Annotated in this window: 14 protein-coding genes and 1 pseudogene; 9 read left to right on the forward strand and 6 right to left on the reverse strand. The window is 70.1% G+C overall.

The window, feature by feature from the left end; all coding sequences use genetic code 11:
• From ACFUN8_RS19925 to ACFUN8_RS19935, 3 genes are all read left to right on the forward strand, one after another.
• Positions 1–553 (forward strand): glycerate kinase (locus ACFUN8_RS19925; protein WP_383639060.1); only part of this gene is annotated, 553 nt, incomplete at its 5' end.
• Between the two features lie 136 nt (positions 554–689).
• Positions 690–764, forward strand: a complete 75-nt coding sequence (locus ACFUN8_RS19930; RefSeq protein WP_383639139.1) for a putative leader peptide — start codon at positions 690–692, stop codon at positions 762–764.
• A gap of 200 nt (positions 765–964) precedes the next feature.
• A complete protein-coding gene (locus ACFUN8_RS19935; RefSeq protein ID WP_383639063.1) occupies positions 965–2242 on the forward strand; it encodes a vanadium-dependent haloperoxidase in 1278 nt (425 codons plus the stop codon).
• Between the two features lie 132 nt (positions 2243–2374).
• Here the strand turns inward: ACFUN8_RS19935 and ACFUN8_RS19940 are convergent, their stop codons facing one another.
• The 3 genes and pseudogenes from ACFUN8_RS19940 to ACFUN8_RS19950 form a co-directional block, all read right to left on the reverse strand.
• Complete coding sequence (locus ACFUN8_RS19940) at positions 2375–2764, reverse strand: formylglycine-generating enzyme family protein (protein ID WP_383639142.1); 390 nt, start codon at positions 2762–2764, stop codon at positions 2375–2377.
• Between the two features lie 66 nt (positions 2765–2830).
• A pseudogene (locus ACFUN8_RS19945) lies at positions 2831–3265 on the reverse strand (hypothetical protein); the annotation flags it as partial.
• 708 nt (positions 3266–3973) lie between these two features.
• A complete protein-coding gene (locus tag ACFUN8_RS19950; RefSeq protein WP_383639066.1) occupies positions 3974–4513 on the reverse strand; it encodes a YbhB/YbcL family Raf kinase inhibitor-like protein in 540 nt (179 codons plus the stop codon).
• Between the two features lie 162 nt (positions 4514–4675).
• On the opposite strand from ACFUN8_RS19950, the gene ACFUN8_RS19955 reads away from it, so the two are divergent.
• Together ACFUN8_RS19955 and ACFUN8_RS19960 are read left to right on the forward strand one after the other, a co-directional pair.
• Entirely contained in the window at positions 4676–5380 is a 705-nt protein-coding gene (locus ACFUN8_RS19955; protein ID WP_383639069.1) for a GntR family transcriptional regulator, read from the forward strand.
• Between the two features lie 99 nt (positions 5381–5479).
• Positions 5480–6343 (forward strand): hypothetical protein, encoded by an 864-nt coding sequence (locus tag ACFUN8_RS19960; RefSeq protein WP_383639072.1) that lies wholly within the window; start codon positions 5480–5482, stop codon positions 6341–6343.
• Between the two features lie 298 nt (positions 6344–6641).
• Here the strand turns inward: ACFUN8_RS19960 and ACFUN8_RS19965 are convergent, their stop codons facing one another.
• Positions 6642–7214 (reverse strand): DinB family protein, encoded by a 573-nt coding sequence (locus ACFUN8_RS19965; RefSeq protein ID WP_383639075.1) that lies wholly within the window; start codon positions 7212–7214, stop codon positions 6642–6644.
• Positions 7215–7534: 320 nt separating this feature from the next.
• Between ACFUN8_RS19965 and ACFUN8_RS19970 the strand changes: the two genes are divergently transcribed.
• Both ACFUN8_RS19970 and ACFUN8_RS19975 read left to right on the forward strand, forming a co-directional pair.
• Positions 7535–7930 (forward strand): DUF6221 family protein, encoded by a 396-nt coding sequence (locus tag ACFUN8_RS19970; protein ID WP_383639078.1) that lies wholly within the window; start codon positions 7535–7537, stop codon positions 7928–7930.
• Positions 7931–8167: 237 nt separating this feature from the next.
• On the forward strand, positions 8168–9061 hold the full coding sequence (locus ACFUN8_RS19975) for a methyltransferase domain-containing protein (RefSeq protein ID WP_383639081.1): 894 nt from the start codon (positions 8168–8170) through the stop codon (positions 9059–9061).
• Between the two features lie 185 nt (positions 9062–9246).
• Here the strand turns inward: ACFUN8_RS19975 and ACFUN8_RS19980 are convergent, their stop codons facing one another.
• Both ACFUN8_RS19980 and ACFUN8_RS19985 read right to left on the reverse strand, forming a co-directional pair.
• Entirely contained in the window at positions 9247–10617 is a 1371-nt protein-coding gene (locus tag ACFUN8_RS19980; RefSeq protein ID WP_383639084.1) for a DUF1996 domain-containing protein, read from the reverse strand.
• Positions 10618–10809: 192 nt separating this feature from the next.
• A complete protein-coding gene (locus tag ACFUN8_RS19985; RefSeq protein ID WP_383639087.1) occupies positions 10810–12531 on the reverse strand; it encodes a discoidin domain-containing protein in 1722 nt (573 codons plus the stop codon).
• A gap of 332 nt (positions 12532–12863) precedes the next feature.
• Between ACFUN8_RS19985 and ACFUN8_RS19990 the strand changes: the two genes are divergently transcribed.
• Together ACFUN8_RS19990 and ACFUN8_RS19995 are read left to right on the forward strand one after the other, a co-directional pair.
• A complete protein-coding gene (locus tag ACFUN8_RS19990; protein ID WP_383639090.1) occupies positions 12864–13856 on the forward strand; it encodes a LacI family DNA-binding transcriptional regulator in 993 nt (330 codons plus the stop codon).
• A gap of 212 nt (positions 13857–14068) precedes the next feature.
• Complete coding sequence (locus ACFUN8_RS19995) at positions 14069–15076, forward strand: DUF3048 domain-containing protein (protein ID WP_383639093.1); 1008 nt, start codon at positions 14069–14071, stop codon at positions 15074–15076.
• Positions 15077–15353 lie beyond the last annotated feature (277 nt).

Below are 15353 nucleotides of genomic sequence, written 5' to 3' on the forward strand. Positions count from 1 at the left end.
ACGCACCGGTGCAAGGGCCGCTCACCCCGCCGGAGGCACGCTGCCTCCTGCTGCTGGGAACGGTGGTCGTGCTCTGGTGCAGCGAACCGCTGCACAGTGGGCGGTGGTCCTCACCCGGGATCTGCCGTCCGCGATCGATCTGCGGACCGCCCCCGGCACCGGGGCCTCCGGCGGTCTCGGTGCCGGACTGGCCGCGCTGGGGGCGCGGCTCCTGCCCCGCTTCGAGGTCCTGCTCGACCGGCTCGACCTGGACGCCAGGCTGGCCCGTGCCGATCTGGTGATCACCGCCGAGGGGGCGCTCGACCACCAGACCGTACGCGGCAAGATCCCCGCCGAAGTCGCGAGCCGGGCCCACGCGGCCGGAGTGCCGGTGTTCGTGCTCGCGGGCACCATCGGGCCGGGCGCGCATCTGGTGCGGGCGATCGGCGTCGACGCGTACAGCGCGATTCTGCCCGAAGCGATCGAGGGGAGCCGCGAGATCCTGGCCGATGCCACGGAACGCGCCCTGCGAATCCTGGAGTTGGGCACCCGGCCGGCAGTCCGGGCGGCCTGACAGGCCGGTCCGGCAGGCTTCCCGACGGCCGCCGAATCACGGGCGTATGGCGGTGAGACGAAGTCACCGTTGCGAAGTGGGTCCGGGCGGCCGTCGGCCGTTGACCCGCGGTCGGGGCGTGGCTAGCTTCGCTCGCATGCGGATCTCCCCGCGCTTCACCCGGCGGCGCGCCGTCGACCTGATGCGTGTCGCCACAGCCCTGTGTAGCTGACCCGGGGCGTGTCTTCGAAGCAGCGCCGTCCCCCTCCGGCCGCGGGACAGGCGGCACTTCGACGACAGCCCCCTCCACGGCACGTCCACGGCATGCCTCGGCCGTCCGCACATCGACCGCCGTCGGGGGCGGATGTCCTTCGTGTGCGGATGCGCCCGTCCTCACCAGCTCTCGTCCGGTCAGACCATGAAGGAGTACTCATGCACCAGCTCAGCACTCGCCCTACTGCCCATGCCACCCGAACCGCCCTGGTGGCACTGGGCTCGGCCGCCCTGCTGGCCGTCTCCGCCGCCGTCCCACCCGCCGCGGCCACGGCGCGGGAACAGCCGGCGCAGCCGTCCGTGACACTCGACTGGTACGACACGACGGCCGAGACCATCGCGGCAGGCGGTGCGGCCACCCAGGTGACCAACAACCGCACCTGGGCCATCAGTTGGCTCGCGGCGGCGCGAGCCACCGGCAATGTGCCGGCGGGCCTCGACCGGGACGACTTCCAGGACGCCGCACTCGCGTCCGCCGTGCACGACTCCCTTGTCGCCCTGGTTCCGACCCGTACGGATGAGTTGAACGCCGCGCTGGCCGCGACGCTGGAGCGTGTTCCGGACGGACCGGCCGAGTCGCGGGGCCTGTCGGCCGGTGCCCGCCAGGCACGACTGTCGCTGGCATCCCGTGCGGGCGACGGCCTGGACCCGACCTCGGTGAACGCCCCGTTCACCGTCCCGCCGGCGGCGCCGGGCGTGTGGCAGCCGACCCCGCCCGGCCACGCCCCCGCCACGCAGTACGGCAACCGGCTCGCCAAGCCCTTCCTCCTGAACAGTCCCGACCAGTACCGGCTGCCCGCGCCACCCGCCCTGGACTCCGCCCGCTACCGTGCCGACCTGGCCGAAGTACGTGCGTACGGAGCCGTGAACAGCGGCGTCCGTACGGCGCGGCAGACCGAGACCGCCAACTTCTGGTTCGGCTCCTCACTGACGCTGTACACCGAGCCGCTGCGGGTCGCTCTGTCCCGGTCACCGGGGTCCACTGCCCAACAGGCCCGGCTGGTGGCGCTGTTCCACGTGGCGGAGGTGGACACGCAGATCGCCACCTCCGACAGCAAATACGCGCATCTGCGCTGGCGCCCGGTCACGGCCGTCCGCACCGGCACCATCGACCCCGACCCCGCGTGGACGCCGCTGCACGTCACACCGGCCCATCCCGACTACCCCAGCGGCCACAACACGTACTCCGGCGCGGCGGAAGCGATTCTCACCGCGCTCACCGGGCCGCGCACGGCGCCGTTCGAGCTGACCAGCCCCACCGCGCCCGGAGTGACCCGCACCTACACCGCCTGGAACCAACTGTCCCAGGAGAACGTGCAAGCCCGCGTCTTCTCCGGCATCCACACCCGCTCGGCCGACCTGGCCGGCCTCGACCTCGGCGAACGGGTCGCGAAGCACGCGCTGCGCGACGCGGGACGGTTGTTCGGCGCGCTCTGAACGACGCGAGGCGCCGGCCTCCCCGGCCGTGCGAGGCGCCCACATACCTCGCACGGCGGGGGCGTTCGCCGTCTGCCGGTCCCGGTCAGGGGCGTACGCCGTGACCGTCGGCCGATGTCCGCGTCGGACGGCCTAGGACTGAGCAGCCACGCAGCGGAACCCCGTGTCGTTGTCCTTCATGGCCGCGTTGGCTGCGTTCCGCTGCGACGGGGCGGCGCGTTCGAACGGGGAGGTGAAGGCACTCCCCTTCAGCTCGTACCGCCCGTTGCCCGGCTCCTTCTCGGTCGAACACCACTCCCACACGTTGCCGCACATGTCGAAGGCGCCGAACGGGCTGATGCCGGACTGGTACCGGGCCACGGAGGTCGTCGCATCGACGCCGACCTCGACTGTGTTCGCCTTCGCGGCGGTCGGCTCCGCGCCCCACGGGTAGCTGCGCCCCCGCGGGCCACGGGCCGCCTTCTCCCACTGCCTGGATGTGGGCAGGGTCTTGCCGGGCCCAGCTGGCGTAGGCCGTGGCACGTCGTGCCATGTCACCCACACCACGGGGCGGTCAGCCAGGGTCGGGGGGGGACACCGGCCCGCGGTCGCGAGTTCGCCACCGGTGTTGCCGTGGGCGTCGTGGTCGATGCCCAGGCCCCCGCCTCCGCCGGCCGGCCGAGTTCAGCTGGAGGCTGTCCTTGCCGGCCCGGGCTGTCTGGCCGGCGTCGATGCCGTCCTGCTGACCGGTCACGTTCATCGCGGTCTGGATCACCAGATCCGTCACGATGCTCTCCAGCGCCGCCACCTTGGGCTGGGTGAGGATGGCGGTGATCTCCGAGACCGCCGCCTCCGCCATCTCCTTGAGGTCCGCTTGAACGCGATACGGGTGGCCACGATCTTCCCGCCCGCCAGCAGCGCCGTCAGCCCCATCGTGAACGGCGCGGCGGCCAGCGCGATACCGACCGTGGCGCACAGATCAGCCAGTTCGGCGACGGCGGCAATCTTCCGGGCAACGATGATGTCCGCGTCGTACGTCAGGGCCCGGGTGTCCGGTGAGTTCGGGCGCGACGGCGACAAGGACGGTTCCTGGTGGGCGAGGACGCTGCCGCCGGCTGCCGGGGCAGTCAGGCCGCGCTCGGTCATCATCATGCTGATCGCGGCACCGCGCCCGAGCCGCCTCGCCGCACCACCGGCCCGGTCCGCCGCCTGGGTTTCCTCGCCCGGCCAGCATCGTTCTTCTGCGCGGCCTTCTGGGCGGCGACCAGCGCCTGGCGCGCAAGGTCGACCCCGCCATGTTCTGCCTCCTCACGCGACCATGCGCTTTCTTTCAGACGCCTCGCCCTCCACTCAGGGCAGAGACCGATCGCCATAAGACGTGTAGTCCACCCCGGGGCACAAGGTCCCTCTACGTTCACGCAGGAAGCAAGATCCGGACCATACTCGGGCCGACGTCGCCCCGATCGCACCGTCAACCTCTATCTCTCCTGGTCAGCGACGGTGCGGCGGCTGTACCACCAGCAGACGAAGAACTTGCTGGTGTCGTACTCGCCGAAGAAACTGGGCTTCTTCTAGGCGCCAGGGAAGGGCACTTGACCGGGGCGGATGCCGGTCAAGTGCCCTCCTCGTAGTCTGTGGGCTCCTCCTCCCAGCGCCGCACGGACGCGGTTTGCCTGATCCCTCACGCGTCCCACCGGACGTTGACCAGGTGGGTGGCTTGGTCGCGCTCGGCGCGGGGCCAATGGCTGTTCCTCAGACGAGAACCTCAGCGGTGGCGGTCAGGATCGCGCGGCCGAGGATGTGGCCGGCCATGGTGAAGCCGAGGGCGGCCGGAGTGGCGTCGGCGGGGACGCCGATGGTGTCGACGTCGAGGGCGTGCACCACGGTGAAGTAGCGGTGCGGGCCGTGTCCGGCCGGCGGGGCGGCGCCGATGAAGCGGGCCGCGCGGGCGTCGTTGGGCAGCTGGAACGCGCCCCCGGGCAGGCCCGAGCCGGTGTCGTCGCCGGCGCCTTCGGGCAGTTCGGTGACGGTGGCGGGGATGTCGGCGACCGCCCAGTGCCAGAAACCGGACCCGGTGGGGGCGTCGGGGTCGTAGACCGTGACCGCGTAGCTCCTGGTGCCTTTCGGGGCGCCGCGCCAGGAAAGCTGCGGAGAGATGTCCTTCCCGCCGGGAACGCCGGAGAGACCGGAGAACTGCTCGATCGACCATGCGGCGCCGTCGGTGACGGTGGTGCTGACAACGGTGAAAGAGACCGCCTCGGGGAGACGGGCGAAGGGGTCGTTGGAGCTCATGATGTCGTACCTCTCGGGTGTGCCGTGGAGTGGTGATGAGGCGGCCGACGGCGGGTCCCGCCGTGGCGGCGCCAGGAGGCGTTGCGGTCACGCTTCTGCTCACCACACGATCGACCATAACACCGATAATCGATTATTCTCCTGATCGTCTATTGTGTAGTCATGACCCAGACGACCCACTCCTCAGCCTCGGCGGGGAAGCAGATGCTCTCCGAGCAGGTCTACACACACCTGCGCGAGGCGATCATGCGCGGGGACCACGCCCCCGGTGACCCCCTCAAACCCCAAGACCTCGCGAAAGAGCAGGGCGTGAGCCTGGCCGTCGTGCGCGAAGCTCTCGTGCGGGTGGTCGGCGAGGGGCTCGCCGACCGGCTGCCCAACCGCGGCTTCGCCGTCCCGGCCTTCTCCGACCGTCGCTGGCAGGAGATCGCGGAGGCCCGCCGGAGCATCGAACCGGTCATGCTGCGCATGTCCATCGAACGCGGCGACATCGACTGGGAAGCTCGCGTACGAGCCGCCCACCACCGTCTGGCCCGCACCCCGGCGTACGTGGCGGAGGAGGGCGAGCACTACAGCGGCACATGGGCCGAAGCCCACCGGGTCTTCCACCGCACCCTGCTGGAGGGATGCGGCAACCTCGTCCTGCTGGAGACCTTCGACCGTATGTGGACCGCGAGCGAGCTGGCCCGCCGCTGGTCGGCGCACCGCAACCCCGACCGGGACGGCGCCCTGGAGCATCGCCGGCTGGAGGAGGCAGCCCTCGCCCGCGACGCCGACACCGCAGCCGAGGTCCTGACCGAGCACCTCACCCAGACCGCGGCCGGACTGACCGACCGCCCCCACCACGAGCCCACGGACGAAGCCTGACGCGCAACGCGCACCGCGCACCGCCCGCCGCCTGGCCGCAAGACCGCAAGACCGCAAGACCGCAAGACCGCACCTGATCATCGAGACCGGAGCCACAGCATGACCATCCTCAAGGCGAGCACAGGCCGCCACTGCCACAACGCCGTCAGCCCTCTGCACGCATCCGTGTACTTCGCGCCAGAGCCGAAGGACGAACTCGCGGCACTCGGGCTGGAGCGCGGAGCCATGGTCTACCTCGCGAGCCGCGCAGCACCGCTCGGGGCCGTCGACGCGGGCACCGTCACAGCGACGTTCTACAACTTCAACCACCAGCACGTGCAGCGGTACATCCCCGCCGCATGGACCCGCACCACGCCGGAGAGGGTGCTCACGGCACGCCTGCGCGGCGCGGACCGAACGCTGCGGCGGCTGCTCGGGAAGGAGGCCCTCACCTCCACAAAGATGACCGAGGCGGCCGAACTCGCCCTGCACGCCACCGAAGCCTGCCGCCGGGAGGCACGGCCGCTGTACGCCGCCAACGCCGACCTCCCCGTACCCGAGGAACCGCACCTGGCTCTGTGGCACGCCGCGACACTGCTGCGCGAACACCGGGGTGACGGTCACCTCGCCGCCCTGGCGATCGCCGGCCTGTCCGGCATCGAGGCGCTGGTCCTGCACAACGCCACCGGTACGGGCCCGACATCGGCACTGTTCATGCGGACCCGCGGATGGTCCGCGCAGCAATGGGACACCGCCCGGAACCAGTTGCGCGAGCGCGGCCTGCTGGACGAGGCAGGCGACCTCACTCAGGCGGGCACGGCCCTGCGCGGGGAGGCCGAGGTACTCACCGACCGCCTTGATGCCGCCCCGTACGACCACCTCGGCCCGGCCGCCACCGCACGCCTCACCGAACTGGCCGGCAGCTTCTCAGAAACCCTCAGGGCAGCGGGCGCCTTCCCCGCGGTGCACTTCGGCAAGGGCTGAGGGCCGGGGGGCCTGAGCGTGCGTCGGCGGGCGATGAACGCTCGGTGCGCCTCGATCGCTCCCTGGGGCTGTTGGTGGGGTGGGGCTGCGCGCCGTGGCGCTTTCTCACGCGGTCATCAAGGGTGACTTGATGGGGCAGGTGCATCCGGCCCCGGACGGGGACCCGCACCGCGCGGAGATCACCGAGAGCAATCTGACTGCCGTATGGGGAAACTTCGCCCAGCACGGATCAGCGCCCACGACCGGCAGCGTGCCGCACGGGCATCACGTCACGTGGGACAACCTTCCATGCCTTGACTCATGCGGCCGATCTGGCGGCCTGCTCGATCTTCGCGCGGTAGGCGGTGCGGGCGTCCTCATCGATCTGCGTCTCGTGTTCGGGGCGCATCCCGGTTCGGCCGTCGATGCCTTCGCGCAGGATGTCGGCGTGCCCTGCGTGCCGGTTGGTCTCGCCGAGGACGTGGACCAGGATGGCGAACAGGTTCGTGTTGGGACAAGGCTCCGGCCACCACGGCACGTGGCCGGGGGCGTCGAGGGGAAGCTCGTTGATCGTCGCGTCCGAGTGTTCCCACGTACGTCGGTAGGACTCGATGATCTGATCGCGGGTCTCGTCCTCAGCCGCCCACAGATCGCTGCCGTCGGAGTCCTGCCACCGGGGCAGCGGTTCCGGAGACGGTCGGTCGAAGACCTCGCCGAAGTATCTGGCCTCGACGCCGGCCACGTGTTTGACCAGGCCGAGAAGGTTGGTCCCGGTCGCCGTCAAAGGCCGACGGGTGTCGTATTCGGACAGGCCGTCGAGCTTCCAGAGCAGCGCCTCGCGGTCCCGCCGCAGTCTCCCGTGCAGGTTGTCTTTCGCGAACTCATCGATCATGCGGCGTGAGCCTGCCATGGGCTGCTCGTGGTCTCAAGATCCCGTACGTGGTCCGCGACGACTGATAGAGCGCAGTCTTGGCCATGGCCACACCCTCACTTGCTACAAGCAGCGGAAGAGTGTTACTGCGAAGGCGAGGAAGTGCTCGGGTTTGCGTTCGAAGCGGCGGTGGGGGCGTCCGCCGCCGGCCGGCCAGGATCATGGTCCGTACGAGCGTCTGCGGGCCCCGGAAGCGCGCCAGGAGGCCCTCCAGCGTCCTGGGTTGAGCGACTGAGTGGTGAATGATGACCCCTCAGCGCATACCGGCAAGGGGGACCGTGATGAGACAAGTCGACGTCGCGATCATGATGGAGTTTCTGCGGGCTCGTCTTCGTGAGGACGAGACTGCGGCTCGCGCATTGAAGCCCGGCAAGAACCAGGACGTGGCACGGTTGCGGGACCAGGTCCTCGCTGATGTCGAGGCGAAGCGCAGGCTCATGTACTGGGTGGAGGAGGCCCCGTGGGTCGCGGTGGACGACAACAGGGGGCGTACCTCCTTGCAGGACTTCGGCCTGGACTTGATCGCCCGTCAACAAGTCAGGTTCCGTAGCCCTGTGATCGACGAACTCGTTACGGCGTACGTCGACCACCCCGATTTCCACCCCGAGTGGCTGCCGATCGAGGACGAGTCCGGCGGGGACAGACTCCGCACCTCAACTCAGAGCCCTGCTGTTTGACGGGCACGGGGCCGGGGCCCGTCACTTATGCGTGCGGTGGCGGGCGACCCGTCTGCTTGGCGCCTGCGGTCGGCTCAGGAATCCGTGGCGACTGATGGGCGACGGCTTGGAGCGACTGACGTGGCACGGCCTTGGTGCGGAACTGGGCTGTGGGACGTGCGGAGTTCACCGGCCGTGTGAGGCATCCCTCTCCCGTCGTCGTGGCGCCGGTGGCCCGGAAAGGTCGACCATGGAGTCATGACCTCCTCGCCCCGCCCGCCGCATGTCGGTGGCCGACCGGATCCGACAGGGGGGACCACCGCGCTCGGTGGAGCGTCCGCCCCCGCCCGTGGGTACCTGCTGGACAACGCGCGCGCCGAGGCGGGCGAGCGGTTCGTTTGGCTGGCCGAGCTGTTCGACGGTGTGACGCGCGGGCACTTCGATCGGCTGGGGGTCGGGGCCGGCTCGCGCTGCTGGGAAGTGGGGGCCGGTGGACCCGGTATCCCGGAGGCGCTCGCGGCGGCCGTCGGTCCGACCGGGTACGTACTGGCCACGGACATCGATCCGTCGTGGCTGAAGGAGGGCGACGGGTACGAGGTGCGCCGGCACGACGTCGCCGCTGATCCGCCTCCGGAGCCGGGAAACTTCGATCTGGTGCACGCCCGGCTCGTGCTGGTCCATGTACCCGACCGGGCTCGCGTGTTGGCCACGATGGCGGCAGCGCTGCGGCCCGGCGGCCGGCTGCTGATCGAGGACGCCGATACCGCTCTGCAGCCACTGGCGTGCCTGGACGACAGCGGCCCCGCGCAGCGGCGGGCCAACCGGCTGCGCGACGCGGTCCGGGAACTGCTGACGCGCCGCGGCGCGGACCTGCGCTACGGCCGGACACTGCCGCGGGCGTTGCGAGAGGCCGGCTTGGTGGATGTCGCCGCGGCGGGCTCCTTCCCGGTCGGCGGACCGGCGTGCGACCGGCTGGAGGCGGCGACCGTCCGACACGTGCGCGGCGAACTGCTCGCGGCCGGCCTGGCCGACGACGCCGAGATCGACGCGCACCTGGCCGCCGTCGACGCGGGCGAACTCGACCTGACACTCGCGCCGCTGATCTCGGCCTGGGGGCGCCGTCCGGCCGAGCACCCTCCGGCACGCGGTTAGATACGGATCCAGGCGTTGTCAGCGCCGTCTCGTGGGGGTGCTCCCCGCAGACGCGGGGAGCACTGACGACACCGCGCTCGGACCTGTCGAGCGCCCGGGCGGCGTCGCTGGTGTGCCGGCTGTCGGCCGCGCGGTGCGGCCGACAACCGACAGCGCCATGGCCCCGGCGCATGCCGAACACAGGGTCAGAACGTGCCCGCGGAGTTGCACTTGGCCTTCTGGGTGATGCAGTCCTTCACGCGATGTCCGAGAGCGGCGTTGTCCCAGGCGTTGAAGAAGTCACCGTGGATGGACGACGGCATGCCCGACGCCAGCCGGAAGCCCTGGGTGCTGCCGCTGGTCGGGTAGCTGGTGACGAATGAGAGGTTGGGGATGGCGACGGGGTAGGCGCCGCTGCACTTGCCGTCGTAGGTGAACGCCACGTGCGACTTGTGGTCGGGACTGTCGAGGTTCTTGCCGTCCCAGCAGTCGGGGAAGACGAGTTGGTGGGTGAGGTGGGCCTTCGGGGCGCAGACCGGCCAGTTGCCGTCGGCGCTTCTGCCGGTCTCGCCGCCCTCGCCGGCGCACCAGAACTGGCCCGGTGATCCTGCCGGGGTGGGCGTCTGCGCCCGGGCGTCGCCCGCGATCATGCGGAAACCCTGCGGGAAGGGCACGGTCACCGAGGGGTCGGGGAGCCGGGAACCGTAGTAAACGATCATGCCTTCGGGCTCGACGGCCTTGTCGTTCTCGTAGAGGGTGGGGATCCAGTACGCGGAGAGGTCGTTGGCGGGGGTGCAGCTGGTCGGCGCGTTGCCCAGCAGCGACTCGGTCGTGGAGAACGCGTCGGTGCTCTTGTTGCCGAAGAAGCTGTGCATGTGGGACGCGCCGGGAAGGCCAGGAAAGACGATGGGGTCGTCCGGCTTGGAGTGGCTGTAGGTGCAGGTGGCGTTGAACTCCGGAACGCGGACCACACCGGCGGGCACCGCGGCCGGCGTCATCGCACGGTACTGCGCCAACTGGGCGTTCCACTTGGCCTGGTCGACGGGAATCCATCCGGCCGCCGCGCTGTCTCCCTCGCCGGCGAAGGAGAACCAGTTGATGTTGACGAAGTCACCGGGTGCCGAGCCGCGCAGCACGGCGAACACCGTCTGGGAACCGGTGGGATGCGTCGTGACCTGGGTGGTCCTGGTCGCCCAGTTCTGCCAACCGCCGGTCGGGGCGATGGGCATGACGGCGAGCAGCGGTCCGGCCAGGCTCGCGGTGCGTAGCTCCAACGTTCCGGAGCCGACGGCGGAAGCGATCCGGGCCGACACCGTCAGCCGGCCGGCCGCGCCGAGGTCGACGTTGTCGAAGCGCATCCAGTCGCCGTCGGCGAGATACGAGGCGTTCTGCCCGCCTCCGGTGTCCGAGGTCGCCTCCAGCGTGACACCTGACTGGGCCGCGTAGGACTCGGCCTGGACGGTGACTGTCGCGGCCCGCGCCTGCTGGGTCGAGACGGTCAGGCTCAGGGCGGCGGCCAGCACGACCACCAGGGCGTTGACCAACAGTGTGTACAGATGTGCGGGATGTCTACGCATCTCACGTCCTCACGGACATCGGGGGGTGAAGGTTCTTCTTCTTGCCGGAGTAGAGCGAGGGGAGAACGACAGGTCGAGCGGGAGCCGGACGGCGATGTGTGCGCGGCGCGTGATGCGGGTGTCCCGGGCCGCCCCGAGGGAGCGGGTGGAGCGGCCCGGGAACTTCGCGAACGCCGGGGCGTTGCGAGGGGGTTACTGATAGACCCGCACGTAGTCGACGAGCATCTTGGACGGGAAGGGGGTGCTGGCGTCCGTCGGGCCCGGCCAGTCACCTCCGACCGCCAGGTTGAGGATCATGTAGTGGGGGTGGTCGAAGATCCACGGCCCGCGTGTCTGCTCGACCTGGTCCTTGTCGAGGGAGAAGACCGTCCGGCCGTCCAGGCTGTAGGTGATGCCTTTGCTGTTCCAGTCGGCGGTCCAGGTGTGGAAGTCGTCGGAGAAGTCGGCGTTCCCGGGCAGTGTGTACGGCGCGCCGATTCCGCCTCCGCCGTTGTAGGCGGGTGCGTGGACGGTCGAGTAGGCGGTCTTCACGTCCTTGCCGAGGACCTCCACGATGTCGATCTCGCCGTTGTACGGCCACGGCCGGCCCGTCAGGAAGTCGCCGCCCATCATCCAGAACGCGGGCCACAGGCCGTTGCCCTTGGGCACCTTGATGCGTGCTTCGACGCGTCCGTAGGTGAACTGGAACGTCGCGCCGGTGTTCATCCGCGCCGAGGTGTACTGACAGGTGGTGCTGCCGCTCAACGGGTCGCGCGGGCACGACGATCCGGCGGTGACCTCCTTGCGTGCTTCCATCACCAGGTGTCCCGCCCCGTCCAGTGCGGCGTTGCGGTTGTCGGTGTAGTACTCCAGCTCGTTGTTCGGCCCGGTGCCCGGATCCGCCCGCCACTTCGCGGGGTCGGGCCTGCCACCGGCGGCGCCGTCGAACTCGTCGCCCCACACCAGCCGCGGCGGGTTCGCGGGGTCGCTCGGCAGCGGCGGAGGCTGGATCGGGGCGCCGCCCGTGCCGTACACCTGGAACTCCCAGAGCGAGTAGCCGTACGGGGTGGCGCGCTGCGTCCCGTACATGCGCACGTAGCGGCCGGTGCCGGAGACGGCAAGGGTCTGTTTGAAGCCCGTGCCGGCGGTCGTCGAGTAGATCGGCGTCCAGTCGGTCCCGTTCGGCGAGACCTGGATCTGGAAGGACTTGGCATAGGCGGGATCCCACTGCAGGACGACCTTGTCGATCTGCGCCGTCGCGCCGAGGTCGACTGAGATCCAGCCGGGATCGGTCCATCCCGTGGTGGCGCTGGTGGCCCAGCGGGAGGCCGCGTCCCGGTCGAAGGCCCTGGCCGGCGTGCACTCCCAGCAGTTCCCGTCGGCCTGGGAGGAGGACGCCGCGCCCGGCCTGCCGTACGAGAGCAGGGTGCCGGCGGCGCCGGGACCACCGGTGCCGGCGGAGCCGTACACCTGGAACTCCCACAGCGAGAAGCCGTACGGGGTGGCACGCTGCGTCCCGTACATGCGCACATAGCGGCCGGCGCCGGAAACGGACAGGTTCTGGGTGCCGCCCGTGCTCGTGGCCGTCTGGTGGACGGTTGTCCAGCTCTGCGCGTCGCTCGATACCTCGATCCGGAACGCCGTGCCGTACGCGGCTTCCCAGTTGAGGACGACGCGGCTGATCTCGGCACGCGCGCCGAGGTCGATCTGAATCCACTGCGGGTCGGCGAAGGCACTGGACCAGCGCGTCCCGGGGTCGCCGTCGACGGCGCTCGGGGCGCTGAAGGCTCCCTCGGTACTCGACGCGGTGGCGGTCTTTCCCTGGGAGAGCAGGACCTCCGCCGCCTGGGCGGTAGGGGCGGGGAGAGCGACAAAAGCGAGCAGTGAGGCCGCGAGGGCCAGGAATAAGTTGAAGCGGCGCAGCAGGGATGGCACGGGCGACTCCTCAAACGGCGGGGGGAGGTCAGGGAGCGCTCCCTGAGAGGGAGGATGGAGACGGCAGCAAAGGCTGTCAAGGGCTCTTTCACCTTGAAAAAACAGCGACGTAACACCGACGGCACATGGAGGGAGCGGTATCTCGCAGGCCGGGGTGGCGCGTCGGGAGCCACGGGGGCGGCACGGAGGGAGACGTGCTCCCGAGCATGGTCATTCCGCCCCGGCCTGCGGATACGCTGCTCATATCGTCATGACGCAGAGCCGGAGGTCGCCCCGATGAGAAAACCCGCTCCGCGTATGAATCCGGGCGGCGGCACAGGGGACGGACAGGTATGAAACGCCCCACCCTTGAAGTGGTCGCCGCCCGCGCGGGCGTGTCCAAATCGAGCGTCTCCCGTGTCATCAACGGCGAGACGACGGTCGCCCCGCAGATCCGGGACGTCGTCATGCGCGCCGTGCAGGAGTTGGGCTACGTACCCAACGGGGCGGCACGCAATCTCGTCACCCGGCGCACAGACACGGTCGCCGTGGTGGTCTCCGACCCGCCTCAAGGAGTCGTCTCCGACGACCCCCTCTTCTCCGCCGTGGTCCGCGCCGTCAGCAGAGAACTCGAGACGGCGGGCAAACGGCTCGTTCTCATGCTCGCGGAATCGGACCAGAGCCGGACCAGAGTGGTGGAGTACATCGCCGGCGGGCATGTGGACGGCGTGCTCCTGGTCGCCCTGCACGGTACGGATCCCCTGCCGGGCGCCCTGGCCCGGCAGGGCCTGCCCGTCGTGTCGTTCAACCGCACCTCCGCACAGGACGTCCCGTATGTGGCGCTGGACAACACCGGCGGAGCGGCTCTGGCGGTGCGTCATCTTCTGGAGCGCGGTCGGCGCCGGATCGCCACCATCACCGGGCCGCTCGAACTGTACGAGTCACGTGAGCGTCTCGACGGCTACCGCCGGACGCTGCGTGACACCGGCCGTCGCTCCATCGTTGCACTGGGCGATTTCACCAGAGCCTCCGGCGCCGAAGCCATGCGGCAGCTCCTGGAGGACGATCCCGATCTCGACGCGGTGTTCGCGGCCAACGATCTGATGGCGATCGGAGCCCTGCGCACCCTCCATCAGTCGGGCCGGCGTGTCCCCGAAGACGTGGCGGTCATCGGCTTCGACGACATAGAAGCCGCGTCCTACACCAGTCCCGCGCTCACCTCGGTGCGCAGCCCGATGGCCGACCAGGCGACCGCCACCGTCCATCTGCTTCTGGGCCTGATAGACGGCGGCCCCACGGGGCCGGTGATCATGCCGAATGAACTCGTCGTGCGCGAATCGACCTGATCTCCCGGCGCCATGGCTCACCCCGTGCCGCTGCGCGGCGCGCAGTGGTGAAGGGGATGTCGGTGGATGTCCTCTCGGCCGTACGGGCCGACGGCGTTCGCCGGCAGTCGCGTTCGCGAAGTGAGAACAAGTCATACAACGGTATTGACGACGCGGCGCCGAGAAGATGAGGTGGGCTGTCCATCCGACTCCCCCACGACGGAGGGCTGTTCATGCTGGGCAACACCACCTCACCGACCCCCACCGGAAAGTCCCGAGGTGCGCGCAGGACCCCACGCCTGCTGGCCTCCCTGGCCGTGGTGGGCGCGTTGTCAGCGGGGCAGGCCACGGTCTCCTGGGCGGGAGAGACCGCCCCGCACGAGAATTCCGCGCCTGCCGAAGCCACCTCACCCTTCACGGGACTGCCCGCCGAGCCGGCCCCCGTGCTGGCGGTGAAGATCGACAACCACAAGGGCGCCCGACCGCAAACCGCCCTGGAGGACGCGGACATCGTCTTCGTCGAGAAGGTCGAGGGCGGCCTGAGCCGACTGCTCGGCCTCTACTCCAGCAAACTGCCCGCCGCCGTAGGGCCCGTACGCAGCGCTCGCGAGTACAACATCGAGCAGCTCCGCATGTTCGGCCGTCCCGCGCTGGCGTACTCCGGCGCACGGGCCGAGGTCGTGGACATGATCAACGCGTCCACGCTCTACGGCGTGTCCCACGAGGACTTCCCCGACAGCTACTACCGGGGCACCGACCACGAGGCTCCCCACAACCTCTACGGGTATCCCGACAAGATCCTCGAAGAGGCTCCCGAGGCCGGCACGAGCCACGACATCGGCTTCCGCTTCGCCGACGACGCGCCTGCGGGCGGCACGCCGACCACGGAGCGCGCCGTGAACTACGGCGCCGCCACCACCTCCTTCACCTGGTCGGCGGAGGAGGACCGCTGGCTCACGTCCTTCGACGACGCCCCCGCGACGAGCGGTGACGGCGACCGGCTCGGCGCAAAGACCATCGTGGTCCAGAAGGTCGCCATGCCGCCGGACTCCAGCGGCGAGACCCCGTACGAGGAGACGGTCGGCACCGGCTCGGCCACCGTGCTGCGCGACGGCCAGGCGTACGAGACCACCTGGGACCGGCCCACCGCCGAGGCGGGCACCACCTTCACCCACGCGAACGGCGAGCCGATGGCCTTCGACCGCGGCCAGGTCTGGGTCGTCTACGAAGAGGCCAAGTAACCACACGACCGACCCGACCGAGGGCCCTGTCACCACAGCGATGGCGGCAGGGCCCTCCCGCGCCGCCCCCACCCCCGCCCCCACCGCAACTCCATCTCCACCTCCACCTCCACCGAACGTCAACGGGACAACGCACCCGCCGCGGTGGAGGCTGTCCGCAGGCGTGTCGTCGACGAACCAGACACCCGATGAATGCACTCCCGTGGGCAGTTCAGGTGGCATTGTCAGTGTGGGATGGCGACCGCGCACTCAACACCCCTGCCGGACAGAAGCGTTG

The sequence above is a fragment of the Streptomyces sp. NPDC057307 genome, assembly GCF_042667665.1.
GTDB lineage: Bacteria > Actinomycetota > Actinomycetes > Streptomycetales > Streptomycetaceae > Streptomyces.

What these genes read in the sequence shown, in the direction of transcription:
- ACFUN8_RS19970 (WP_383639078.1), top strand. Translation starts at nt 7,535, where the DNA reads ATGAGACAAGTCGACGTCGCGATCATGATGGAGTTTCTGCGGGCTCGT.
- ACFUN8_RS19980 (WP_383639084.1), bottom strand. Translation starts at nt 10,617, where the DNA reads ATGCGTAGACATCCCGCACATCTGTACACACTGTTGGTCAACGCCCTG.
- ACFUN8_RS19935 (WP_383639063.1), top strand. Translation starts at nt 965, where the DNA reads ATGCACCAGCTCAGCACTCGCCCTACTGCCCATGCCACCCGAACCGCC.
- ACFUN8_RS19960 (WP_383639072.1), top strand. Translation starts at nt 5,480, where the DNA reads ATGACCATCCTCAAGGCGAGCACAGGCCGCCACTGCCACAACGCCGTC.
- ACFUN8_RS19965 (WP_383639075.1), bottom strand. Translation starts at nt 7,214, where the DNA reads ATGATCGATGAGTTCGCGAAAGACAACCTGCACGGGAGACTGCGGCGG.
- ACFUN8_RS19990 (WP_383639090.1), top strand. Translation starts at nt 12,864, where the DNA reads ATGAAACGCCCCACCCTTGAAGTGGTCGCCGCCCGCGCGGGCGTGTCC.
- ACFUN8_RS19995 (WP_383639093.1), top strand. Translation starts at nt 14,069, where the DNA reads ATGCTGGGCAACACCACCTCACCGACCCCCACCGGAAAGTCCCGAGGT.
- ACFUN8_RS19955 (WP_383639069.1), top strand. Translation starts at nt 4,676, where the DNA reads ATGACCCAGACGACCCACTCCTCAGCCTCGGCGGGGAAGCAGATGCTC.
- ACFUN8_RS19950 (WP_383639066.1), bottom strand. Translation starts at nt 4,513, where the DNA reads ATGAGCTCCAACGACCCCTTCGCCCGTCTCCCCGAGGCGGTCTCTTTC.
- ACFUN8_RS19975 (WP_383639081.1), top strand. Translation starts at nt 8,168, where the DNA reads ATGACCTCCTCGCCCCGCCCGCCGCATGTCGGTGGCCGACCGGATCCG.